The following is a 24,426-nucleotide window of genomic DNA, read 5'->3' as shown; positions in this document are numbered from 1 at the left end:
CTATATTTTTATCCAAGATTCCTGCCAATAAAGCGCCAAAAGAGGGTTGGGTCCACCGAGCCAATTATCCAAACAAAATAGCATATGACCAATACCAAAAATAATGAAGTAGCTAATTTCCAAAATAATAACAGGGGGAAGTTAGTGGTATACCAAGTTTTTACCAGGTTATTTGGGAATACCAATACTACTAATAAGCCGTGGGGGACTATCCAAGAAAATGGCATAGGCAAATTTGCCGATTTCACAAAAAAAGCATTACAGGAGATTAAGGATTTAGGTGTTACCCATATTTGGTATACGGGTATTCCTCATCATGCCTTAATTGGTGATTATACAACCTATGGCATTTCTAATGACGATCCAGATATTGTTAAGGGTAGGGCTGGATCGCCCTATGCGGTTAAGGATTATTACAGTGTAAATCCGGACTTAGCGAAAGACCCTAGTAAAAGGGAGTCAGAATTCAAAGCCCTGGTTAAAAGGAGTCACGCTGCTGGTTTAAAGGTGATTATAGATTTGGTGCCCAATCATGTGGCCCGAAAATACGAAGGGAAAAATAATCCAAAGGGTGTGGTAGACTTTGGTGCCAATGATAATAGAGAAGTAGAATACGATAAGAACAATAACTTTTATTACAATCCCCATGAGGTGTTTAAACTTCCGGAATGGCGTAGCGGATATCTTCCTTTGGGAGGTGAACAATATGATATGGGTGAGGAAAAATTTGTGGAAGTTCCCGCAAAGTGGACCGGTAATGGATCCAGATTATCACAACCCGATTTTAATGATTGGTATGAGACCGTAAAAATTAATTATGGTGTCCGCCCCGATGGTACTAAGGATTTTGATTCTCTTCCAGGAGATTTCAATCAAAAGGATTTTTCCGATCACTTTGCATTCTGGGCAAATAAAGAAGTGCCCGATTCTTGGATAAAATTCAGGGATATTGCACTGTATTGGTTAGAATTGGGGGTTGACGGATTTAGGTATGATATGGCCGAAATGGTGCCTGTGGAATTTTGGAGCTTTTTAAATTCTACAATAAAAATGAAAAATCCCGATGCTTTTTTAATGGCCGAGGTTTACCAGCCCCATCTTTATAGAGATTATATTTTTAAGGGAAAAATGGATTATCTCTATGATAAAGTGGAGTTTTACGATGGGTTGATTCCTATAATGCAGGGCTATGGATGGACAGACCATATCCCTGTGGTACAAAAAGGTCTGCTTGATATTGAACACCATATGCTCCATTTTCTGGAGAACCATGATGAAGTGCGGATTCCAAGCCCAGAGTTTTTAGGTAATGCCGAAAAGGCAAAGCCCGGGATGGTAGTATCCGCAACAATTGGAACCTCGCCAACAATGATTTATTTTGGGCAGGAAGTTGGGGAGCCAGCCGCAGAGAATCCTGGGTTTGGATCTCCTGGACGTACTTCTATTTTCGATTATGTGGGAGTACCTCACTTACAACGATGGGTAAACAATAAAAAGTTTGATGGCGGACAATTATCCGCCCAGGAAAGTGACCTTCGGGAATTTTATAAAAGTCTGCTCAATTTTACCATAAATAGTAGCGCATTGATGGGGGAATATAGGGATATTCACTTTTATAACCGTGACCATACTGAATACTATAATTATCGTGTGTTGTCCTACGTTCGCTGGTCTAAAAATGAAAAACTAATTATTATCGCTAATTTTGATGCCCATGATGGCTTTGGGTTTGAGTTAAAACTCCCCGAAGAAATAATTAAGGAATGGGAATTACAAGATGGAGCGTATCAATTACGGGACCAGTTGTCGGAATCCATAGAAAAAACGTTGAACGTTTACCATGGCATTGGGGAAGTTAGAATAGATCTGCAGCCTTTGGAGTCGTTTATTTTAAGATTAGAAAAATAGAATTGGAACATATATGAAGTCATTAAAAACATTCGGATTTTTCTTTGTCGCATTATTGATCTTAAGCTGTGAGAATATGAATACACCATTGGTTATAGGGCATAGGGGAGCTATGGGCCACGAAACAGAAAACACCTTAGCGTCTGTTCAAAAGGCCCTAGATCTGGGGGTAGACATGATAGAGATTGATGTCTTTAAAATTAGAAGTGGGGAAATTGTGGTGTTTCATGATGCTAATGTGGAAAGACTTACTGATGGGGAAGGGAAAATTGAAAACTATAATTATAATGAGCTTCAGAAGTTGACCCTAGATGGGAACCATAAGATTCCCACATTGCAGGAAGTCATTAATCTGATGGATAAACAAGCCCATTTAAATATAGAACTTAAGGGGAACAATACGGCAGATAGGGTCAATTTTATAATCAATTATTATGTAAAGGAGAAGGGATGGCCACTTGATAAGTTTTTAATTTCCAGTTTTAAATGGGAGGAGCTAAAACGGATGAGAGCATTAAATTCGCAAATTGGCATTGCTATACTTACGGATGAAGATCCCTTGCAGGCAATCGCCATTGCCCAGGAATTGGATGCCTTGGCCATTAATCCGTATTACACAACCCTAACCCTGGAGAATGTAGATATAATACAAAAGGCAGGCTTCAAAGTATATCCTTACACTATAAATGAAAAAAAGGATATAAAATCCATGAAACAAATGGGAGTAGATGGTATAATTACCAATTATCCCGAACGCATAAAATAATGTACGACGTTCTTATATTAGGAGGGGGAGCAGCCGGATTTTACGCTGCAATTCATATAGCAGAGGCAGATCCACAACTTAAGGTAGCCATAATTGAAAGGGGTAAGGAAGGTTTGGGAAAAGTAAAAGTTTCTGGTGGCGGCCGCTGTAACGTTACCCATGCCGAGTTTGACCCCAGAGAACTTGTTAAGAATTATCCCCGTGGGGAAAAAGAGCTATTGGGACCTTTTCATACCTATTGTAGTGGTGATACCGTTGCTTTCTTTGAGGAAAGGGGTATAGCTTTAAAAATAGAGCCAGACGGACGCATGTTTCCCACCACCAATTCTTCTCAAACTATTATAGACTGTCTCGTAAGTGAAATCGATAGATTGGGAGTCAAAGTTCTTAGGAATAGTTCGGTGACGGGTTTTGCTAAGGTTTTTGAGGACGAAAATCAAGATTCAAGTATTTGGAGCGTAGAAACTATACGAGGTGCTTATAATGCAAAAAATCTTTTGGTATGCACCGGAAGCAACCCTAAGATATGGGAGATGCTTAAAAAAATGGGACATACTATTGTTCCGCCCGTTCCCTCATTATTTACTTTTAATATAAAGGACGATAGAATTTCTGGAATCTCGGGGGTAAGTACCTACGCGAGGATAAATATTGTTTCTAGCAAAGGCCATTTGGATAAGTTTCATGCTGCACTTAAAAAATATAGCTTACAGCTTTCAGATTTGGAAACAGAAGGTCCGTTGTTAATTACCCATTGGGGAATGAGCGGTCCAGGGATTTTAAGGCTATCTGCTTGGGGTGCCTTATTTTTGAATGAGCTAGATTATAAATTTACCATACGGGTAAATTGGCTTCCAAGTTATTATGAAGGGTCAATAATTAATAAACTTCAACAGATAAAAGAGTTAGAAGGCAAGAAAACGGTGCTACGGACCAAATGTTTTGACCTTCCCAAACGGTTGTGGAGTAGTTTGGTAAAGGCTTCGGGAATTACGGAGGCCGATAAATGGGCCGACATTACCAAAGTCCAATTACAGGATTTGGCCAAGGAGTTGACGGAGTGCCAATTTAGAGTAGATGGGAAGAGTACTTTTAAAGAGGAATTTGTTACCGCAGGCGGAATTGACCTTAAGGAAATAAATTTTAAAACTTATGAAAGTAAACTAAACCCCAGCCTTTATTTTGCTGGGGAAATCATCAACGTAGATGCCATTACAGGCGGATTTAACTTTCAGAATGCCTGGACTGGTGCTTATATAGCAGCCCAAGGAATTGTAAAGAATACTAAGTCTTAGGCTAATACCAGCATTAATAGGCCTGCAAGTGCAGCGCCTAATATGGGACCTGCTACTGGAATCCACGAGTAACCCCAGTCATTACCTCCCTTGTTTTTCATTGGAATAAGGGCGTGAACAATTCGCGGACCGAGGTCTCTAGCAGGGTTTATGGCATACCCAGTGGTACCCCCTAGGGAAAGTCCAATAGACCACACCAAAAACGCAACGGGCAGTGCGCCCAAGGAACCTAAACCAATGGCTGTCCCCGATTCTACAATGGTGGCATCGGTAAAATAGAGTACTACAAATACCAGGGCAAATGTACCTACCACCTCACTAAAAAAATTGGATATGGGATTTCTAATGGCAGGAGCTGTACAAAAAACAGCTCTTTTTAGATCTTTATTCTCCGTTGCGTCAAAATGATCTTTATACACCAACCATACTGTAAATGCACCCAACATGGCTCCTAGAAATTGGGCTAACGTATAGGAGGGAACTAAGGACCAGCTAAATTTTCCGGCTACTGCTAAGCCAATGCTTACTGCGGGATTTAGATGGGCGCCGCTATAGGGAGCAGCAACTACAACACCTACAAATACAGCAAGTCCCCATGCAGTGGTAATTACCATCCACCCATGGTCGTTGGATTTTGTCTTTTCAAGGACAACATTGGCAACCACGCCGCCACCGAGCAAAATAAGAAAAAATGTGCCAATAACTTCGGCAATAAATGGAGTCATACTAAGTTGTATTTTTATTTAAGAATTCTGATCGGACCAATACTGCAACGCCTTTACGGCCCTATACCAGCCTTTAATGTTTTCATCTATTTCTTCTCGCTCTGTATTGGGCTCAAAATTGGCATCCGTCTGCCATATTTCCTGAATTTCTTCCAAACTATCCCAAAAACCTACCGCTAGTCCTGCAAGGTAAGCGGCTCCCATCACAGTAGTCTCTATTACTTTGGGGCGTACGGTAGCTGTATTTAATACATCGGACTGAAACTGCATCAGCATATTGTTTACTGTAGCACCGCCATCTACACGTAATTCTTTTATTTGGATATTGGAATCGGCTTCCATCGCTTTTAACACGTCCATGGTCTGAAAAGCGATAGATTCTATCGCAGCTCTCGCAATATGCGCATCAGTACTGCCACGGGTTAGGCCAAAAATAGTGCCCTGAGCGTGTTGGTCCCAGTGAGGAGCACCCAATCCTGCAAATGCAGGAACAAAATAAACACCTTCGGTGCTTTTCACTGAATTTGCCAAGGCTTCTACGTCTGATGATTTTTTTATAATCTTTAAGCCATCCCTAAGCCATTGTACTACGGCACCGGCTATAAAAATACTCCCTTCTAGAGCGTATTGCGTCTTTCCGTTAATTTTCCAAGCAATAGTGGTCAGAAGATTATTTTCGGAAATAATGGGTTTGTCTCCAATGTTCATCAGCATAAAGCAACCCGTACCATAGGTGTTTTTTACCATTCCTGGTTTGGTGCACATTTGTCCAAATAAGGCTGCCTGTTGATCCCCAGCTATTCCTGCAATTGGAATTTTGGAAGCGAAAAAATTGGGGTTGGTATGGCCATATACTTCACTGGACTGTTTTACCTGAGGAAGCATGGATTTTGGAATGGTGAATAAATCCAGTAGCTCTTGGTCCCATTCTAATGTGTTAATGTTGAATAATAAGGTTCTAGAAGCATTAGTGACATCAGTGATATGTAGTGCACCCTTCGTCATATTCCAGATTAACCATGAATCTATGGTTCCTAAAAGTAAATCACCAGCCTCAGCTTTTTTTCTAGCGCCTTCTACATTATCCAATATCCATTTGACCTTTGTGCCGGAAAAATAGGAGTCTATCACTAATCCTGTTTTTTCACGAATCATTTGGGATTTCCCTAACTTTTTTAACTGATCACAATAATTGGAGGTCCGCTTATCCTGCCATACAATAGCATTGTATACCGGTTGGCCATTATTTTTGTCCCACACTACAACCGTCTCACGTTGGTTGGTGATGCCTATTGCAGCGATATCGGAACCGTAGATGCCTTTTTTGGAAGTTGCTTCGGCGGCCATTCCTGCTTGAGACGACCATATTTCTAAGGGATCGTGCTCTACCCATCCGGGTTTTGGAAAATATTGGGTGAATTCCTTTTGTGCCACCGAAACAATATCGCCCTTTTTGTTAAAAACTACTGCTCGGGAACTAGTAGTGCCTTGGTCTAAAGCCAAAATATAATTTGCCATATTGGAGTTTTCTTTTTTATAAAGGGATTAAGATAATAAAATAAGTACACCTATCTTAAAAAAATCCACTTTCCTAATAAGATTCGTTAGGTGACAAAATAGTCGGGTTTATGATGTCGTCTCCCCACAATTACCAACTACTTAATCTGAATTTTCCTGTAAAATTCAGTAGTAGGATAGGCGTAATTATTAAAATTAAAGCGCATCCAACAATTTGCTGCGGTTAATTAGGCTTAGTTTAACTCCCAAATTTTGTAGTTGAGAATAGCAGCATAACAAACCCAAAGCAGATAGGGAATCATGAGATAGGCGGAAGTCTTGTTCACTATTTTAAACCATTTTATGGTAAAAATCAACAAGACAATAAGGGTAAGGATAATAAGAAGTGCTCCAAAGATGTTTTGAAATCCAAAAAAAACGATGCTCCACAATGCATTGAATAAGAGTTGGATGCCAAAGTGATAGAGCGCGGTTTTTACCCAAATATGATAAATCCCCTTTGCCCATACCAAGCCAGTAGCAATGCCCATTAAAATATAAAGCAAGATCCAAACTGGCGCGAAAATCCAACTAGGGGGATTAAACCAAGGTTTATTGAGATGTAAATACCAATCGTTTACCGAACTTTGCGTTGCAAAACTCGATAGAAATCCGACCAAAAGGCAAATTGCTACGGAAATTGCGATATAGGTATATTGCTTTTTCAAAAACTGGCAGTTATTCCCCCTAAAGTAGGAATTTATTTTAACAGCAACTAGGGCACAACCCCTTAAAAACTATCTTTGTACAAATTTTTAGTGAAATGAGGGAAAATGACTTTGTTTCGGGGAGCTATTCTGGCCCCCTTATGAATGGAAAGGTAACTTATAAATCACCCAGTAATATTGCCTTGGTGAAATATTGGGGGAAAAAAGAGAATCAGGTGCCAGCCAATCCGTCGGTTAGTTTTACCTTGGATTCCTGTGCTACTACTACCAGTCTTACCTATAGTAAGTTGGATGAGCCTGGAAAAGATTTTTCTTTCGAATTGCTCTTTGAGGGTAAGCCTAAGCCAGATTTTAAGCCCAAAATCCAAACTTTTTTTTCTAGAATATCTGCTTACTTGCCATTTTTAAAGTCGTATCATTTTGTAATAGAGACTTCCAATTCCTTTCCTCATAGTAGTGGAATAGCCTCCTCCGCTAGCGGTATGTCTGCCCTTGCATTGTGTTTAATGCATATAGAAAAGCAGTTATTCCCAGAAATAGAAGTTGACTATTTTAATGCTAAAGCTTCTTTTTTGGCTAGATTAGGTTCTGGGAGTGCGGCTAGGAGTATAAAAGGACCACTTATGCAATGGGGTCATCACCAAGATACGGAGGGTAGTTCCGATCTTTATGCAATTACCTATCCCTATAAACTACATGAGGTTTTTAATGATTTCCAAGATACCATTCTTTTGGTAGATAAGGGGCAGAAGCAGGTGAGTAGTACGGTCGGACATAATTTAATGCACGGCCATCCCTTTGCTGAACAACGTTTTAAGCAAGCGGATGATAATTTATCAAAATTGCGAAAAATATTTATTGAAGGCGATCTAGTTAATTTTATTAAGATAGTGGAGAGTGAAGCGCTGACCTTACATGCCATGATGATGAGCAGTTTACCGTATTTTATGTTGATGAAACCGAATACTTTGCAAATTATCAATAAAATATGGGAATTTAGGGCCAAAAGTAAATCGCACCTCTGCTTTACTTTAGATGCAGGTGCTAACGTACATGTGTTGTATCCAAAGTCTGATAAAGAATTGGTATTGCAGTTTATTAAGGATGAGTTGGTTGCATATTGCGAAAACGGGCAGTATCTTTGCGACCAAATTGGGAATGGTGCGGTTGAAATTTAAAGGAGTAATATAATTAAAATAATGACGTTAAAAGTAGGTGTGATCTGTCTGCCTAAGCTATAGAACCCTTAATTATCAGTTATTTATTCTTCGTTTTTAATTGTAAAATTATTAGTAACTTAATAGAATGAAAGGACCACTGTTTTACTCTAAAATTCTGCTGTTTGGTGAGTATGGAATCATTAAAGATTCCAAAGGACTTTCCATACCCTATAATTTTTTCAAAGGTGCTTTAAAATCATCGAATAAGGATACGGAGCAAGCAAAGAAATCCAATGCCAGTCTCAAGGCCTTTGCTACCTATTTGGAGGAGATGCAGAAGGAGAATACTTCATTGGTGACTTTTGATTTAGAGACCTTAAAGGATGATCTTGATAACGGAATGTATTTTGACAGCTCTATTCCGCAAGGATATGGAGTTGGCAGTAGTGGTGCATTGGTTGCTGCTATTTACGATAAGTATGGGATAGATAAGATTACGGTCTTAGAAAATCTTACCCGAGAAAAGTTATTGAAATTAAAAGCAATCTTCGGTAAAATGGAATCGTTTTACCATGGCAATTCCTCTGGTTTAGACCCTTTAAATAGTTACCTAAGTCTTCCTATCCTAATAAATTCTAAAGACAATATAGAGTCTACCAGTATTCCTTCCCAAAATTTTGATGGTAAGGGGGCCGTCTTCTTGTTAGATAGTGGCAGTATTGGAGAGACCGCTCCTATGGTACATTTATTTATGGAGCAAATGAAGCAGGAAGGGTTTAGAACCATGTTAAAGAATCAGTTCATTAAACATACAGATGCCTGTGTAGAGGATTTTATCACCGGTAATATCAAAAGCCTCTTTGGAAACCTAAAACAGTTGTCCAATGTAGTCTTGGATAACTTTAAGCCTATGATTCCTGTAGAGTTCCACAATCTTTGGAAACAAGGGATAGAGAGCAATGATTACTACTTAAAACTTTGTGGTTCTGGAGGTGGTGGTTATATCTTGGGATTCACAGAGGATATCGATAAAGCCAAAAAGGCACTAAAAGATTATAATTTAGAAGTAGTTTATAACTTCTAAGATTCCAAACTATGTTTAGTAGAAAAAATAAGCTCTTGCTTCTAAAGATTTTGAGCTTGTTTTCGGTTATTCGAGGGTATAATATCCTAATGATCGTTCTGGCCCAATACTTAGCCTCTATCTATATTCTTGCGCCCGATTTGCCTTTAAAAGAGGTGATTCTAGATTTAAATCTCTTTGTTATAGTTGTTGTTTCTTCACTTGTAATAGCAGGCGGATATATTATCAATAATTTCTACGATGCGGAAAAGGATCTAATCAATAAGCCCAGAAAGAGTATGTTAGATCGTTTGGTGAGTCAGCGTACCAAGCTAACCACCTATTTTGTGCTTAATTTTATTTCTGTTTTCTTAGCAAGCTATGTTTCCTTTAGGGCGGTTTTGTTTTTCTCTGCTTATATTTTTGGTATATGGTTTTATTCCCATAAGCTAAAAAAGGTGGCTTTTTTAGGAAATGTTGTATCTGCAACTTTGGCAATTACCCCTTTTTTTGCGGTTTTTGTCTACTACAAAAACTTTGACACCGTAATTTTTGTACACGCTCTATTTTTATTTTTACTGATATTGACTAGAGAGCTTATTAAAGATCTGGAAAATATTGCAGGGGATCTGGCCCAAAACTATAAAACCATTCCTATATTGTACGGGGTTACTTTCTCCAAAGCCTGCATAACAATCCTTATGGTACTTACTTTAGTGCCGTCCCTTTTGTTGATTGAATATTTTGATATAGGCTATATGTACCTGTATTTTATTGCTTGTATTTTTTTTCAGATCGGATTTTTAATCTTATTGATTAAAGCAAATAGTAAAAAACACTACGTTTGGCTACATGCCATTCTTAAATTAATCATACTTACTGGGGTATTCAGCATTTTATTGATCGATATTGATCTTGTTTTAAATAGAATTCTTCACTAATAGCGAATTACGCATCCATTCACACAATCATCCAATAACTTTTATTATCTTTGCATCAAATAAATTAAGTATGAGTAGGTCAAGTTCAAATGGCGATAAGAAGGCATCAGGAAGGCAAGGAGGCGATTTTCGAAAGAAAAGTTACGCCAGAGGTAATGCGCCAATAAAGAAAAATAGTGAACCAAAGGCACCGTCCGATTCTAATGTAATGAGGTTGAATCGGTATGTAGCTAATTCTGGTGTGTGCTCCCGTAGGGATGCAGACATTTATATAGAAGCCGGTAGTGTAACGGTAAACGGTAAGCCAATCACGGAAATGGGATACAAAGTAAAACTTACCGATGAGGTGAAGTTTGATGGACGTTTGTTAAATCCCGAAAAAAGGGAATATGTGCTTCTTAATAAACCTAAAGATTTTGTAACCACCTCAAAAGATGAGCATGGTAGAAGAGCAGTTTCATCTTTAATTACTCAAGCGTCTAAGGCTAAACTTATTCCAATTGGGAAAATGGATAAAACTACTACTGGTTTGTTATTATTCACCAATGATGGGGAAATGACAAAGCGACTTACTAAGCCAAAAAACGGGCTTAGAAAAATATACCATGTAGAGCTCAATAAAAATCTTAGGGGAGAGGATCTTCAGAAGATCAAGGATGGTATAATGGTAGATGAGAAAATAGTCAGGGTAGATGATATAAGTTTTATTGACAATTCCCCTAAGCGGGAAGTTGGAATTGAGCTAAGGAGTACCCGTAATAAAATAATACAACGTATTTTTGAAGAATTAGAGTATGAGGTGGTGAAATTGGACCGAGTGGTCTATGCCGGACTTACTAAAAAGGATTTGCCACGAGGACATTGGCGATACCTTACCAAACAGGAGGTTATTAATCTGGGAATGATTAAATAATTTATTTCAACACTATAAAGTGCCCTTTAGAGAAATCTTCTAAAGGGCACTTTAGTTTTATAAACCTTACTTTCTACATCATCACTTAAGGATTGCACTAATGAAATAATTACATATCTTGGCGCCATGAGAAAGCTTCTTTTAATTTTATTGATACTACCGCTCCAAATGCTGGCGCAGGAAGTGCCTGGATCTGTTCAGTTTTGGAATAATTTAACTACCCATTGTGGCAAAGCATTTGAAGGGGAGATTGTTGCAGGAGGAAAGGAAGGTGATGGCTTTACAGGCGAAAAATTGGTAATGCATGTCCGTGCCTGTGGGGAGAAAGACATTAGAATTCCATTTTTTGTAGGTGAGGACAAATCTAGGACCTGGGTGCTTACAATGAGGGACGATAATTTAATCCTCTTAAAACACGATCATAGATTAAGAGATGGTTCCGATGATGAAGTTACTATGTATGGCGGTCTAAGCCCGAACACTGGATTGGCGGGGATACAATTTTTCCCAGCAGACCAGTTTACCTCAGATCTAATTGCCTATGCTTCCAATAATGTATGGTGGATTACTTTAGACGATACTTCTTTTACCTACAACCTGCGCAGAGTGGGATCGGATAGATTCTTTTCGGTAAAGTTTAATCTTACCAAAGAAGTAGCCGCGCCAGGTGCACCTTGGGGCAGTGAGGACTAATTAACGGTAGTGTAGTGATTCTCTATTGACCTAATTTAATCCTCTGGTTAAGAGCATGCTGGTGCTGCATATTACCAAAGCATTTTCCAAGATCAAAATAACTTCGCTATCTTGTTTGTTCTCTACGGATAACCAAGAATCAGTTTAGGAAGAATGAAGGAACCATTTGCGACTAAGATTATTAGGTTTAATAAAGAACTCAACTTTTCTAAGGAACTGTACAAAGGGATACAGGTATTGAACCCTTTTCAGGAGAATGCCGAGATCTTGGATATTATGGATTCCTTCTACCATAAATTCTATAACGATTCCAATAAAAGAAAATTAATTATTGGAATAAATCCTGGAAGATTGGGTGCTGGGGTTACTGGCATCCCATTTACGGATACTAAGCGGCTGACAGAAATCTGTAATATTCCCATAGACTCCGTTGTGAGTCATGAACCCTCCTCGGTTTTCGTGTATAAAGTTATAGAGGCGTATGGAGGTGTAGAAAGGTTTTACGGGGACTTCTTCATTAATTCGATGTCACCCCTAGGATTTGTTCAAAAAAACGCTAAAGGGAATTGGGTGAACTGCAATTACTATGATTATACTGAGTTGTTTGAGCAAACCAGGCCATTTATTATATCGAATTTAAAAAAACTGATTGCAATGGGAGTGGATACTTCTAATTGCATTGTGCTTGGTAAGAAAAATGCAAAATATTTGAAGTTAATCAATGGGCAGGAAAAGCTTTTTGATTCGATTACAGTCTTGGATCATCCCCGTTATATTGTGCAGTACAAATCCAAGGAAAAAGATAAATACGTTACGGAATACTTAGAGGCATTGAGTTAGTATTTCTGTTGGTTGTTTTCAACAATTGGGAGGAATGTCATGCTGTTTATTCTTGTATGTACCTAAATACTAAGAACAATTATACCCCTCTGTAACAGAGGGGGATAAGTTAAAATGTATTAATAGGTATACTAAGCAATTTGCTCCATTTTTTTTCGGATCTCTGCCAAGCATAAATTCCCTAAACTCCCCTTGTGGGTGTGTTTTATATCTCTTTTAGGAGTAAAAGTTCCTTCATTAATTTCTTTGCCCATTTTTTTGTAGGCATCCCTAAACGGCATCCCGCTTAATACTAGTTCGTTTAACGTATCTACACTGAAGAGATAATCGTATTTAGGATCTTCTAAAATGGCATCGTTTACCCTTATCTCGCGCAAACTAAAGGTAAGGATTTCCAAACAAGCTTTAAGATCTTGAATAGCGGGTACAATCACTTCTTTTACTAATTGTAAGTCTCGGTGATAGCCGCTGGGAAGGTTATTGGTTATTAAGATTAATTGATTGGGTACTGCCTGCAGTTTGTTGCACTTTCCTCGTACAAGTTCAAAAACATCTGGATTCTTTTTGTGAGGCATAATGCTGCTTCCTGTAGTAAGCTCATCTGGGAAGGAGATGAAATTAAAATTCTGACTCATGTACAGGCAAATATCCATGGCCATTTTAGATAAAGTGGCAGCAATGTTACTCATTCCGAAGGCTGCTGCTTTTTCTACCTTACCCCGTCCCATTTGGGCGGCCACTACATTGTACTTCATAGTTTCGAAACCCATTTCCTCTGTGGTGAAAGCACGGTCTATAGGAAATGAGCTGCCGTATCCTGCTGCACTTCCCAGCGGATTCTGATCTGCTACCTTATAGGCGGCATCTACAAAATAGAGGTCGTCTACCAAGCTCTCTGCATAGGCAGAAAACCAAAGTCCAAAAGAAGAGGGCATAGCAATTTGTAAGTGCGTATAACCAGGTAATAGAACGGATTTATATTTATCTGCCAAGTTTAGCAGCAGGTCAAAAAGTACTTTTACCTCACTTTTAATTTCGGCAAGTTCGCTTTTAAGATATAGATGCATAGCAACCAAAACTTGATCGTTCCTAGACCTGGCCGTGTGTATTTTTTTACCCGTATCGCCCAATTTTTTGGTCAGGACATATTCAATTTTGGAATGCATATCCTCAAAACTGTCTTCTATAACAAATTTTCCCTGCTCAATGGTTTTTGCGATATTATCTAATTCCCTAACTAAATCTTGAGTTTCCTTGGGAGTAATCAAGCCAATTTTACCTAACATCTTGGCATGTGCCTTAGAGGCAATTACATCATATTTTGCCAAAAGTAGATCTAATTCCCTATCGTTCCCTACCGTAAAGTGGTCTATTTTTTTATCTGTGCTAAAGCCTTTGTCCCAAAGTTTCATTTTCTATATGTATTTACTTCCCGTAAAAGATGGGAGTTTTATTTATGTTATTTAATCTTTCCCAAATCAATGGGTTACTGCTTGTTCGATAGAAAGCCTTCAAGTATTTTAATATACAAGTCAACTCCCTCCTCTATTTCGCTAAGATAAATAAATTCGTCCGCAGAATGGGAACGGGTACTGTCTCCAGGCCCTAACTTTAAGGACTGGCAATATAAGCATGCCTGATCCGATAGGGTAGGAGAACCATAGGTTTCCCTTCCCAAGGCTAAACCAGATTGTACTAAGGGGTGTTCCTTGGCAATGGAGGATGAATTTAGTCGTAAGGAGCGTGGTATCATCTCGCAAGGGGCTTCTTTGGCCAAAACGTCTGCAATTTCCTGATTGCTATAGCAGTCGTTTACACGTACATCAATAACCAGATCTACATGGCCAGGAACCACATTATGTTGGTTACCCGCCTTTATTTGGGTGACCGTAAGTTTTACCTCGCCTAATACTTCAGAAACTTTAGGGAAACTATAGTTTTTAAACCACTGTAATACTTCAATAGTATTGTAAATTGCATTGTCATTATTAGGATGTGCTGCATGTGAAGGCGTACCACTAACTCTCCCGTCAAAAACAACCAATCCTTTTTCGGCTATGGCCAATTGCATTAATGTTGGTTCCCCTACAATAGCTACATCAATTTTTGGTAGAAGGGGCAGCATACTGTTAAGTCCGTTTGGACCTGAACTTTCCTCTTCTGCAGAAGCTACAATAATGATGTTGTGGTTTAGGTTTTTTTTGTCATAAAAATGCGTAAAAGTTGCCAGTAGAGATACTAGGCAGCCCCCTGCATCATTGCTGCCAAGGCCAAAAAGCTTTCCGTCCTCCACATGAGGAAGGTAGGGGTCTTTGGTGTATGATGAGTTGGGCTTAACCGTATCATGATGCGAATTTAACAATAGGTTAGGCTTATTGGTATCATAGTGTTTGTTAAAGGCGTAAACGTTATTTTTTTCCCTTTTAAAAGGGATATTGAAATCACTCAACCATTTTTCAATGGAATCTGCTGTTTTATCTTCTTCGGAAGAAAAAGACTGAATACTGATCAATTGATGGAGTAATTCAATGGCTTTTTCCGTTCGTTTTTTCTGGTCCATAATAATTATAAGGTAATTGTGGTAAACAAAGTAGCGTTCGGAGCTAACATACTAATGTCCCCAATGCAGACCTTGCCTACGTTTTTATGAAGGGCATGAAAGCAGTTTTCCAATTTGGGAAGCATGCCATCTGCTATAATTTTATTTTCTAATAATTCTTGATAGTTTATAGGTTCCAAGTGTTTTACTACAGAGTCCTCGTCTGCTATATCTAACAATACACCCTTTTTTTCAAAGCAATAGTAAAGGGTAGTGTCAAAAGCGTCACTCATCCCAATAGCTACTTCAGAAGCAATGGTATCTGCATTGGTATTTAATAATTGACCTTCTTTATTGTGGGTAATTGCGCAGAAAACAGGAGTGAATTCCGCTTGCAGCAATTGATATATAGCCAGGGTGTTAACTTCCTCTACATCGCCGGCAAATCCGTAATCTATGTCTTTTACTGGGCGTTTAACTGCTCTGATAGTATTGCCATCGGCACCGCTTAATCCTATGGCATTGGTGCCACGAGCCTGTAATTGGGCTACTATATTTTTATTGGCTAGTCCGCCATATACCATAGTTATTATCTTTAAACCTTCGGCATCCGTAATTCGGCGTCCTCCAATCATTTTGGATTCTATCCCTAGTCTGTGAGCTATTTGAGTGGCTAATTTACCTCCTCCATGGACCAATATTTTTGGGCCTTCCATTGCTGAAAAGGCATCTAGAAACTTATGGAGTTCCACTTCGTTCTCTAATACGTTGCCTCCAATTTTAACAACGGATAATTTTTTTTTCATAAGCCCTTACTAGTTGCTCCAAAACGGAGGAATTCCTATTTCTTATTCTTTCTTAGCTATACATGCAGATCCCGCTATTAGGGATTTAATCCTCTAAGCTAGCTAGCACTTTTTTCAGGACTATCTGTGCGGCATAAGTCCTGTTTTTTGCCTGCTCTATCACTAAAGATTGTTCGCCGTCCAATACTTCATCGGTTACTACTACGTTTCGTCGTACAGGCAAACAGTGCATAAATTTTGCCTTTCCCAATTTTTTGGCGGTCATGGTCCAGTTTTTATCCTGATTTAGTACCTTCCCGTAGTCTTGGTAATTGCTCCAGTTCTTCACGTAGACAAAATCAGCATCTTCCAAAGCTTTGTCTTGGTCGTATTCAATTTTTGTATTCTTGGTGATTTCTGGATTTAAATCGTATCCCTTAGGATGCGTAATTACAAAATCGGCATCCTGCAAGTGCATCATTTCTACAAAAGAATTTGCTACGGCATGTGGTAGCGCTTTGGGGTGCGGCGCCCATGAGAGTACTACCTTGGGTTTTTTCTTGCTATTGTTTTCCGAAAGGGTAATGGCGTCTGCTAAGGCCTGTAATGGATGGCCAACGGAACTTTCCATATTGATTACAGGGATTCCGGCATATTTTTTAAAATTGTTAAGCACTACCTCGGCCTCGTCTTGCTCTTTATTCGTTAGGGAAGCAAAAGCTCTGATACCTACTACATCGCAATATTGTGCTACTACTTTGGCGGCCTCTTTTATATGTTCGGAAGTACCTTGATCCATAATAGTACCATCCCCATACTCTAAGGCCCAGCCCTCACTTCCAAAATTCATAACTATGACTTCCATTCCAAGGTTCATTGCCGCCTTTTGAGTGCTAAGACGGGTTCTAAGACTGTTGTTGAAAAATAATAGGCAAATGGTCTTGCCTGCTCCCAATGATTTATGTTGCAAAGGAGCTGCTTTTAAGGATTTTGCTTCTTCTACCCATTGGGAAAGCGAGTCAATGTCTTGTAAGGATAAGTAATGTTGCATGTTTTTATTTTATAGTGGTAAAGGCAATTTTATTTTCTAAGGCGTTAATGATAAAATTTTCCTGGAGGCCGTTTACTATCCAGGTCTCTATATTTGCGTTTTGTGCAATGGTGGCGGCTTCTATTTTGGACTGCATTCCACCTGTTCCGTGTGATGATTTGGAGTTGCTGATCTCTTTTGTCAAAGATGCCAAACTTTGAACTTCAGTTATTGTTTTTGGGTCATTTTTATCTATAGACTCCTTGGTGTAGATTCCGTTGGTATTGGTGGCGATAATCAATAAATCAGCTTTGATCAGGGCTGCGGTAAGGGCGGCAAGTTTATCATTGTCCCCAAATTTTATCTCGTCCGTGGCCACGGTATCATTTTCGTTTATTATCGGGATAAAATTATTGGCAACCAATACGTTTATCGTATTGCAGATGTTTACTTTGGAGACTTCTTTTTCAAAATCGGAATAGGACAATAGACATTGGGAAGTGAACAGTCCTAATTCTCTAAAATTCTCTTGAAAAATACGCATGAGATGGGGTTGTCCAATGGAGGCCAGAGCTTGTTTAACCGTTATTTCTTCCCCATTGTGCTCCAGTTTTACAAATTGCTTAGCTGCTGCAATAGCACCTGAACTGACAATTATAAATTCGTATCGGTCATTCAATTTAGCGATTTGTCGGCCAATATCCTCAATTTTTCCTCGCGATATATGGTCGGTTTCCTTGGTAAGGGTATTGGATCCTATTTTTAATAATATTCTTTTTCGTTTCATCTTCCTTGCTTTAACCGATTTCCCCGAATGATTACTCAGTTGTACAGGGCATTTCGCTGCCAGATGCCTTGTACAATCTTATTCTAACTCTTTTTTTAGTGCTTCGAAAAATTGATCTAGATGTTCCTTGGATATATTCAGTGCTGGTAATATTCGCAATACATGTTTATTATTGGCACCTCCTGTAAACATATGCTGATTATGAATTAGTTTTTTTCTCAATTCTCCTACCTCAAAATCAAATTCTAGCCCCAACATAAGTCCCATTCCTTTTACCTGTTTCACTTGAGGAATTGTAGCTGCTTTTAACATGAAGTAATCAAAAAGTTCCGCTGAATTCTCTATGAGATTTTCTTTTTCAATTACCTCTAAAACTGCTAGTCCTGCAGCGCAGGCTAAATGGTTTCCACCGAAAGTGGTACCTAAAAGTCCGTAAGAAGCTTTTATGCTGTCATGGATCAGTACCCCTCCAATGGGAAATCCGTTCCCCATACCCTTAGCTATGGTGATAATATCTGGTTTAATATTAAAATGTTGGAAAGCAAAGAATTTACCGCTTCTTCCATAACCACATTGAACTTCGTCTGCAATAAGGATTACATCATGCTCCTTACACAATTTTGCGATGTTCTCATAAAATTCGGGTGAGGGCATATCTAAACCACCAACTCCTTGTATAGTTTCTATGATAACCGCACAAACGTCCCCTTTGCTAATCTCGCTGATAAAGCCTTGCAGGTCATTAAAGGGGAGGATGCTTACCTTTTGTTGTTTGTTGAGAGGGGCATTAATCTTTTCATTATCGGTAACCGCCACCGCTGCGGAGGTTCTACCATGAAATCCATTTTTAAAGGAAATGACACGTGATTTTCCATTTTGGAACGAAGCTAGTTTTAAAGCATTTTCATTGGCTTCTGCACCAGAATTACAAAGGAATAGATTGTAGTCCTCACAATTGGAAAGTTTACCCAATTTGTTCGCCAGCTCTTCCTGAATAGGGTTTTGGATGGCATTGCTATAAAAACCAATTTTCTCTAACTGATCTTTTAATCGGTTTACGTAGGTGGGGTGGGAGTGCCCTATAGAAATTACGGCGTGACCTCCATAAAAATCTAAATAATCTTGTCCTTTATCATCGGTAACTACAATTCCCTTTGCCGAAACGGGGGTTACATCGTAAAGCGGATATACATCAAATAATTTCATCTGTTATAATTCGTTTTTGCTCTCTAAAAGGCTTGTTTCTATGCGAATTTAGTAAAAGGCTATTCTTTTTTAATTTCGTTTATTTTATCAAATGACGCTAAAATTCCCCTAATTAGAGAGGAGCTTAGGCCCTGGTGTTCCATTTCGTTAAGTCCAGATATGGTACAACCCCTTGGAGTGGTAACCTTATCTATTTCATATTCTGGATGGCTATCCGATTCAATTAATAGGCTTGCGGCCCCATTACAGGTATGCATGGCCAATTCCTGAGCCTCCTTAGCATCGAAACCAAGTTGTATGGCACCTTGAGTGGTGGCACGTATCATACGCATCCAAAAAGCGATTCCACTGGCGCAGATAACGGTAGCGGCCTGCATTTGTTGCTCGGGAATTTGTAGAGTATGACCCATTCTGTTGAAAATAGCTTTAGCTAATTCTATACGTTTTTGACCCTTTTCATTGCTACATATACAGGTCATGGATTTTCCTACTGAAATAGCGGTATTGGGCATGGCCCTAATAATATAGTTGTCGGGCCCAATAACTTCTTCTATTTTGGCAATACTAAATCCAGTTATGGTGGAGATAATCACATGCTTGTCTGTGAGAAGGTCCTTTACCTCATTCAAAATTTTTGTGAATTGCCCTGGTTGCACAGTAAAAATCAATATATCAGATTTACTTACTGCCTCTCTATTATCGGAGGTGGTACTTACGATACCATATTTTTCCAATTCTTTAAGATCGCCCAGATTTCTTTTAGTGAGGATCATGGAGGTGGCTCCGTTAGTGCTTAAAACACCTTCGGCAATGGACATTCCTAAATTTCCGGCACCTATAATGGCTATTTTCATTTCCTAATTATTTAATTACCGATTTGGACATTTACGGTAGGCCCATTTCGAAAAAGTTTGATGGGTATTAGTGGAGCTCATTTTTGCTGTTGACAGGAATGAGCTCCATGGCTTGGTAGGTAGACTAAAAGACACCTGCTTTTAATTGCAAACCTGTATTCTCTTCGAAGCCAAAAGCCAAGTTCATGTTTTGCACTGCCTGTCCCGATGCTCCTTTTAAGAGGTTATCTATTGCGGAGGTGACTAGGAGGGTATTATTGTGCTTATGCAAATGAATGTGACATTGGTTGGTATTCACCACTTGTTTTAGGTTGAGGTCTTCCTCCGTAACTTGAGTAAATACAGCATCCTTATAAAAATCAGAATACAAGGCGTAGGCCTCTTCTAGACTTCCTTTAAATTCAGTATAAGCAGTTGCCAAAATACCTCTAGTGAAGTTTCCTCTATTGGGCAGAAAGAACAATTCCCCGGTATCATCCTGAAGGCTATGCAAGCTTTCTTCAATTTCCCCAAGGTGCTGATGGGTAAAGGGTTTATACCAAGATACGTTATTGTTCCTCCAGCTATAGTGAGCAGTTGGGGAAAGGCTTGCGCCTGCACCGGTACTGCCGGTTACGGCATTAATATGAACTGGGCTATTCAATAGTTTTGCCTTTGCCAAGGGTAGTAAAGCCAATTGTATTGCAGTAGCAAAACAGCCAGGATTTGCGATATAATTAGCAGATTTAATTTCCTCTTTCTTTAGCTCGGGCAGCCCGTATACAAAGTTTTTACCATTAAAAAGCGCATCTTCCGCCAGTCTGAAGTCGTTGCTTAGATCTATGATCTTGGTAGCTTCAGAAAATGGGTTTTCCTCTAAGAACTTAGTGGAATTACCATGTCCTAGGCATAAGAATACTACATCTACATTTGGATTTACGGTGCCTGTAAATTTTAGATCTGTTGTCCCCAACAGGTCGGGATGGGCAGTCGTAATCTTTTTGTCTGCCCTAGTGGTGCTATAGACAAAGTCTATTTTCGCTTTAGGGTGGTTTAAAAGAATTCGAATAAGTTCGCCGCCTGTATATCCGGATCCCCCTATGATTCCTACTTTAGTCATCTTGTTGATTTACATGATTGTATATTTTCCCAGGATTGGAAAGGATTTTTATAAAACCTTTGGCGTCATCAGCCGTCCAATCTTCGTTCATTTCCCCATAACTGCCAAAAGAAGCATTCATCAGGTCGTGAGGAGAAGATATTCCGTCCAATTCAAATCGGTATGGGTGAAGAGTAACAAAAACATCGCCTGATACATTTCTCTGGGTATCGGTAAGGAAAGCTTCTATGTTGCGCATTACCTCATCCATATAGTTTCCTTCGTGCAAAAGCATGCCATAAAAACTTGCTTGTTGCTCTTTTTGAAACTGTTGCCATTTGCTAAGGGTATGTTTTTCCAGTAAATGGTGCGCCTTTATGATGATTAGTGATGCCGGAGCCTCAAAACCTACTCTACCTTTAATACCAATAATGGTATCACCAACATGGATATCTCTACCAATGGCATATTTGGAGGCTAAGGCTTCTAATTTTACAATATTGTTTACTGGGGTGTCATTGTCGCCATCTAACGCAATAAGTTCTCCTTTGTGGAATGTTAATTTAATTTGGGTGGGCTCAGTTTCCTGTAATTGACTTGGGAAAGCATGGTCTGGTAACGGTTTGTGGGAGGTGAGTGTCTCGTCTCCACCAACGGAAGTGCCCCAAAGTCCTCTGTTAATGGAGTATTTGGCCTTTTCCCATGGATAATCCACACCATTGCTTTTTAGATATTCTATCTCTACTTCCCTAGATAGTTTATTGTCCCTAATAGGGGTGATAATTTCTATTTCTGGGGCTACAATCTGAAATATCATATCAAACCTCACTTGGTCATTTCCAGCGCCTGTGCTACCGTGGGCAATATATTTAGCGCCTATTTTTTTGGCGTGATTTACTATTTCTATGGCCTGCACAATTCGTTCTGCACTAACAGAAAGTGGGTAGGTATTATTTTTCAGTACATTTCCGTAAATTAAATACTTAACTACCTGCTCATAGAACGTCTGTACTGCGTCTATAGAGGTATAGCTGGTAGCACCAAGCTCCAATGCTTTTTTGTGGATGCGATCTATTTCTTCCTGTGGGAATCCTCCCGTATTAACACTAACGGCATGTACTTCAAACCCTTTGTCTTTAGATAAATATTTTGCGCAATAAGAGGTGTCTAATCCTCCACTATAGGCCAAAACTAATTTTTTCATCTTACTCGTTTATATAGTTATTGGGAAGGCGATGTTTGCGATCCCTTATTTAGTTTTCTTACTTAAGAAAAGGCTTTCTTTTATGCTTTTCAGCCTTTTAAAAGCCTTAGAATTTACTTTTTCCATTCCGCTAGCTTTTGTTTTTATGGCAGGGTCGTATAACATACCAGTACAAAGGCACATTTTCTGCTCCGTTCTGGTCAGAATATCGAAGTTCTTACAGGTTTGGCAACCTTTCCAAAATTCTGGATCTGTGGTAAGCTCCGAAAAGGTGACTGGTTTATAGCCCAATTCGTAATTCATTTTCATTACGGCCAATCCGGTTGTGATACCAAATATTTTTGCATCTGGAAACTTGGACCTAGAAAGATTAAAAATTTCTTTTTTTATTCTTTTGGCCAATCCCTGATTTCTATAATCAGGGTGAACGATAAGCCCAGAATTAGCGACAAATTTCTCATGTCCCCAAACTTCAATATAACAGAAACCGGCAAACTTATCACCATCCAGTGCAATGACTGCATTTCCGTTATGAAGTCTTTTTTGAATATATTCGGGAGTACGTTTTGCAATCCCTGTGCCCCTAACTTTGGCCGATTCCGCAATAGTATCACAGATGATCTCGGCATATTTAAAATGGGAGTCGTTAGCAATAACAATCTTCATTGAATGTTGCTTTAAATTAGAAATTAAAAATTGATGTTTTTTGAGAGCGGAAATGGACTCACCTATTTCCATAACAGAATGGCACCCTTACGGGCGACGACGTGTAGGCGTAAATGAATAAGCAAGGTTAGACACCTCGTTATAATTTAATATGTGTGTAGTTTTATTCATTGCTGATATCAAAAGTACAAATAAATTTTATTTATGTCCTTCCTAGAGTGAATTTTTATGAAATAGTTGATTTTTAACTTGTAATCTACTTATTTCATAAAACATAAAGCCGTAAATAACAATATACTCAAGAATCAATATTAGTCCGCTTTCTTTATAGGCAGCATTGGAATAGGCGAAATAGCTTAAAAAGATAGTTAAAGACCATAATAATGGAAATCTGAACTTGGAAAACAGACCGAGTAGTACTAAAAATATAATGTACCAGGGATGAACGGTAGCAGATAAAAAGTAATAGAGACTAAGTATCCATAACATGGAAGTTATTAAGCTGTTTACGTTTTTGTTGTTCCGTATATAAGTAATAAGGCCAACCCAAGCAATAATAATTATGGGAATGATTTTGCCGTATGTTTTAATTAGCTCCCAAGGTTTGGCATCCCATTGGACTCCAATATATTTCACCATTTTATAGATACTGGCATTAAACTCGAAATTGGAGAACCAAAGCCCTATGGTCTGAGAGTAATTGGAGATAAATTCTGGCGCATAAAAAGGGAGTGCTAGTAAAAGTGTAACTCCGCCTACTAGCACGTAGAACATCATACTTCTTTTTAATCCAAGGTATTTCAGAAATAGGGGCAGAAACATCAGAGGGACAAGTTTTATAGAAATGGACAAGGCGTAAACCACTGCAGCTAAAATCCATTTATTTTGATTTAGTAAGTATAGGGAGCAGATAAAAAAGAATAACATTACTCCTTCAAAATGGAGGTTGCCTGTTAGTTCTAAAATGACCAGCGGATTTAAAAAATACCAAAATATGAGATGGGATGACTTATTCAGTTTTTTGAGCAACTTTCTTCCATAATAAAGGATGCCCAAATCTGCAAGAATTATGATAATTCGCATTATAATTATACTACCCATGGTACTGTTACCTGTTAGTAAAGCAGATAATGCAAAAATAAGTTGGTTTAATGGTGGGTAATTACTGTAGTTGGATGCACTTAAATCGCCCATTCCATTATATAACTCCATGGCATTGGGGAATTTTCGGTGGAGATCCAGTACTAGATCTTTGGGTAAATGTAAGTAAGGGTTAATGCCATTGATAATCAGTTGTCCATCCCAAACAAATCTATAGAAATCCTGCGATAGATTGGGTTCGGAAAAGAGAAAAACCATCCTGAATAAGGTGCCAGAAACAATTAGAAAGGTAAAGTTCCATTTCTCGAACTGAATCAGTTTATAGCATAAAAAGAACAGCGCGAAATACAGAGAAATTAGCTTTATAAAATCTGTTCGTGGTAAATGATAGCCAAAGGTGGAATAAAATAGAAGGGAGGTAAGGACCATTAAAATTGGAAAGGTGTGAAGTTTCCAATAAGAAATGGCTTTATCTATCATAAGGTATCATATCTAAATGGTATCGGCAAAATGATACAATGGCCGATCCTCAAATTTAAATCAAATATAACTAAATAGGAACATATAAGGCAAAGCAATTTGTGTGGGAAAGCTGGTGGAAATAGAGTGGAAAAGTAGTCTGGAACTAGAGTAGTAACAAAAAAAAT

Annotated in this window: 23 protein-coding genes; 9 read left to right on the top strand and 14 right to left on the bottom strand. The window is 38.8% G+C overall.

From position 1 onward, the window contains the following. The first annotated feature begins 84 nt into the window (after nt 1-84). From G466_RS21625 to G466_RS0107920, 3 genes are read left to right on the top strand one after another with little or no spacing between them, the layout of a single operon-like run. Nucleotides 85-1,908: an alpha-amylase family protein gene (locus G466_RS21625; RefSeq protein ID WP_051315565.1), complete on the top strand. Its 1,824-nt coding sequence runs from the start codon at nt 85-87 to the stop codon at nt 1,906-1,908. A 13-nt stretch (nt 1,909-1,921) separates the two neighbouring features. Next, nucleotides 1,922-2,674 carry a glycerophosphodiester phosphodiesterase gene (locus tag G466_RS0107925; RefSeq protein WP_026813189.1) on the top strand — a complete coding sequence of 251 codons (753 nt, stop codon included), beginning with the start codon at nt 1,922-1,924 and terminating at the stop codon, nt 2,672-2,674. Further along, nucleotides 2,674-3,969, top strand: coding sequence for a BaiN/RdsA family NAD(P)/FAD-dependent oxidoreductase (locus tag G466_RS0107920; RefSeq protein ID WP_034234988.1), 1,296 nt, complete (start codon nt 2,674-2,676; stop codon nt 3,967-3,969). The genes G466_RS0107925 and G466_RS0107920 overlap by 1 nt, the downstream gene beginning before the upstream one ends. On the opposite strand, the gene G466_RS0107915 is transcribed toward G466_RS0107920, so the two are convergent. The 3 genes from G466_RS0107915 to G466_RS0107905 all read right to left on the bottom strand — a co-directional run bounded on the left by G466_RS0107915 (nt 3,966) and on the right by G466_RS0107905 (nt 6,919). Further along, a complete protein-coding gene (locus G466_RS0107915; protein WP_026813187.1) occupies nt 3,966-4,694 on the bottom strand; it encodes an MIP/aquaporin family protein in 729 nt (242 codons plus the stop codon). The two genes, G466_RS0107920 and G466_RS0107915, sit on opposite strands and share 4 nt — an antisense overlap. An 18-nt stretch (nt 4,695-4,712) precedes the next feature. Next, nucleotides 4,713-6,212, bottom strand: a complete 1,500-nt coding sequence (gene glpK / locus G466_RS0107910; RefSeq protein ID WP_026813186.1) for a glycerol kinase GlpK — start codon at nt 6,210-6,212, stop codon at nt 4,713-4,715. Nucleotides 6,213-6,445: 233 nt separating this feature from the next. Further along, on the bottom strand, nt 6,446-6,919 hold the full coding sequence (locus G466_RS0107905) for a TspO/MBR family protein (protein ID WP_026813185.1): 474 nt from the start codon (nt 6,917-6,919) through the stop codon (nt 6,446-6,448). Nucleotides 6,920-7,014: 95 nt separating this feature from the next. On the opposite strand from G466_RS0107905, the gene G466_RS0107900 reads away from it, so the two are divergent. The 6 genes from G466_RS0107900 to G466_RS0107875 all read left to right on the top strand — a co-directional run bounded on the left by G466_RS0107900 (nt 7,015) and on the right by G466_RS0107875 (nt 12,529). Further along, on the top strand, nt 7,015-8,097 hold the full coding sequence (locus G466_RS0107900) for a diphosphomevalonate/mevalonate 3,5-bisphosphate decarboxylase family protein (protein ID WP_026813184.1): 1,083 nt from the start codon (nt 7,015-7,017) through the stop codon (nt 8,095-8,097). Nucleotides 8,098-8,224: 127 nt separating this feature from the next. Beyond that, entirely contained in the window at nt 8,225-9,163 is a 939-nt protein-coding gene (locus tag G466_RS0107895) for a mevalonate kinase family protein (RefSeq protein ID WP_026813183.1), read from the top strand. An 11-nt stretch (nt 9,164-9,174) separates the two neighbouring features. Further along, on the top strand, nt 9,175-10,083 hold the full coding sequence (locus G466_RS0107890; RefSeq protein ID WP_026813182.1) for a geranylgeranylglycerol-phosphate geranylgeranyltransferase: 909 nt from the start codon (nt 9,175-9,177) through the stop codon (nt 10,081-10,083). 70 nt (nt 10,084-10,153) lie between these two features. After that, nucleotides 10,154-10,996, top strand: a complete 843-nt coding sequence (locus G466_RS0107885) for a pseudouridine synthase (RefSeq protein WP_026813181.1) — start codon at nt 10,154-10,156, stop codon at nt 10,994-10,996. A 126-nt stretch (nt 10,997-11,122) separates the two neighbouring features. Further along, a complete protein-coding gene (locus tag G466_RS0107880; protein ID WP_026813180.1) occupies nt 11,123-11,689 on the top strand; it encodes a hypothetical protein in 567 nt (188 codons plus the stop codon). A 153-nt stretch (nt 11,690-11,842) separates the two neighbouring features. Further along, complete coding sequence (locus G466_RS0107875) at nt 11,843-12,529, top strand: uracil-DNA glycosylase family protein (RefSeq protein ID WP_026813179.1); 687 nt, start codon at nt 11,843-11,845, stop codon at nt 12,527-12,529. A 131-nt stretch (nt 12,530-12,660) separates the two neighbouring features. On the opposite strand, the gene argH is transcribed toward G466_RS0107875, so the two are convergent. The 11 genes from argH to G466_RS0107820 all read right to left on the bottom strand — a co-directional run bounded on the left by argH (nt 12,661) and on the right by G466_RS0107820 (nt 24,259). After that, nucleotides 12,661-13,941 carry an argininosuccinate lyase gene (gene argH, locus G466_RS0107870; RefSeq protein ID WP_026813178.1) on the bottom strand — a complete coding sequence of 427 codons (1,281 nt, stop codon included), beginning with the start codon at nt 13,939-13,941 and terminating at the stop codon, nt 12,661-12,663. 74 nt (nt 13,942-14,015) lie between these two features. Next, a complete protein-coding gene (locus tag G466_RS0107865; RefSeq protein WP_034234983.1) occupies nt 14,016-15,089 on the bottom strand; it encodes a M20 family metallo-hydrolase in 1,074 nt (357 codons plus the stop codon). A 5-nt stretch (nt 15,090-15,094) separates the two neighbouring features. Beyond that, nucleotides 15,095-15,874 (bottom strand): acetylglutamate kinase, encoded by a 780-nt coding sequence (argB, locus tag G466_RS0107860; RefSeq protein ID WP_026813176.1) that lies wholly within the window; start codon nt 15,872-15,874, stop codon nt 15,095-15,097. An 85-nt stretch (nt 15,875-15,959) separates the two neighbouring features. Next, nucleotides 15,960-16,904: a Rossmann-fold NAD(P)-binding domain-containing protein gene (locus G466_RS0107855; protein ID WP_026813175.1), complete on the bottom strand. Its 945-nt coding sequence runs from the start codon at nt 16,902-16,904 to the stop codon at nt 15,960-15,962. Nucleotides 16,905-16,908: 4 nt separating this feature from the next. After that, nucleotides 16,909-17,670, bottom strand: a complete 762-nt coding sequence (gene proB, locus G466_RS0107850) for a glutamate 5-kinase (RefSeq protein ID WP_026813174.1) — start codon at nt 17,668-17,670, stop codon at nt 16,909-16,911. A 78-nt stretch (nt 17,671-17,748) separates the two neighbouring features. Then, nucleotides 17,749-18,876, bottom strand: a complete 1,128-nt coding sequence (locus tag G466_RS0107845) for an aspartate aminotransferase family protein (protein ID WP_026813173.1) — start codon at nt 18,874-18,876, stop codon at nt 17,749-17,751. 59 nt (nt 18,877-18,935) lie between these two features. Continuing rightward, nucleotides 18,936-19,730 (bottom strand): pyrroline-5-carboxylate reductase, encoded by a 795-nt coding sequence (proC, locus tag G466_RS0107840; protein ID WP_026813172.1) that lies wholly within the window; start codon nt 19,728-19,730, stop codon nt 18,936-18,938. 124 nt (nt 19,731-19,854) lie between these two features. Next, entirely contained in the window at nt 19,855-20,829 is a 975-nt protein-coding gene (argC, locus tag G466_RS0107835; RefSeq protein WP_026813171.1) for an N-acetyl-gamma-glutamyl-phosphate reductase, read from the bottom strand. Beyond that, on the bottom strand, nt 20,822-22,012 hold the full coding sequence (gene argG, locus G466_RS0107830) for an argininosuccinate synthase (RefSeq protein WP_026813170.1): 1,191 nt from the start codon (nt 22,010-22,012) through the stop codon (nt 20,822-20,824). Before argG ends, argC begins: the two co-directional genes overlap by 8 nt. A 45-nt stretch (nt 22,013-22,057) precedes the next feature. After that, nucleotides 22,058-22,678, bottom strand: a complete 621-nt coding sequence (locus G466_RS0107825; protein ID WP_026813169.1) for a GNAT family N-acetyltransferase — start codon at nt 22,676-22,678, stop codon at nt 22,058-22,060. Between the two features lie 213 nt (nt 22,679-22,891). After that, the gene (locus tag G466_RS0107820) at nt 22,892-24,259 is read right to left on the bottom strand and encodes a glycosyltransferase 87 family protein (RefSeq protein WP_026813168.1); all 1,368 of its coding nucleotides are present in this window, start codon (nt 24,257-24,259) and stop codon (nt 22,892-22,894) included. Nucleotides 24,260-24,426 lie beyond the last annotated feature (167 nt).

It is taken from the genome of Arenibacter certesii DSM 19833 (assembly GCF_000429545.1).
Taxonomy (GTDB): domain Bacteria; phylum Bacteroidota; class Bacteroidia; order Flavobacteriales; family Flavobacteriaceae; genus Arenibacter; species Arenibacter certesii.
This window is presented reverse-complemented; position numbering and strand designations above follow the sequence as displayed.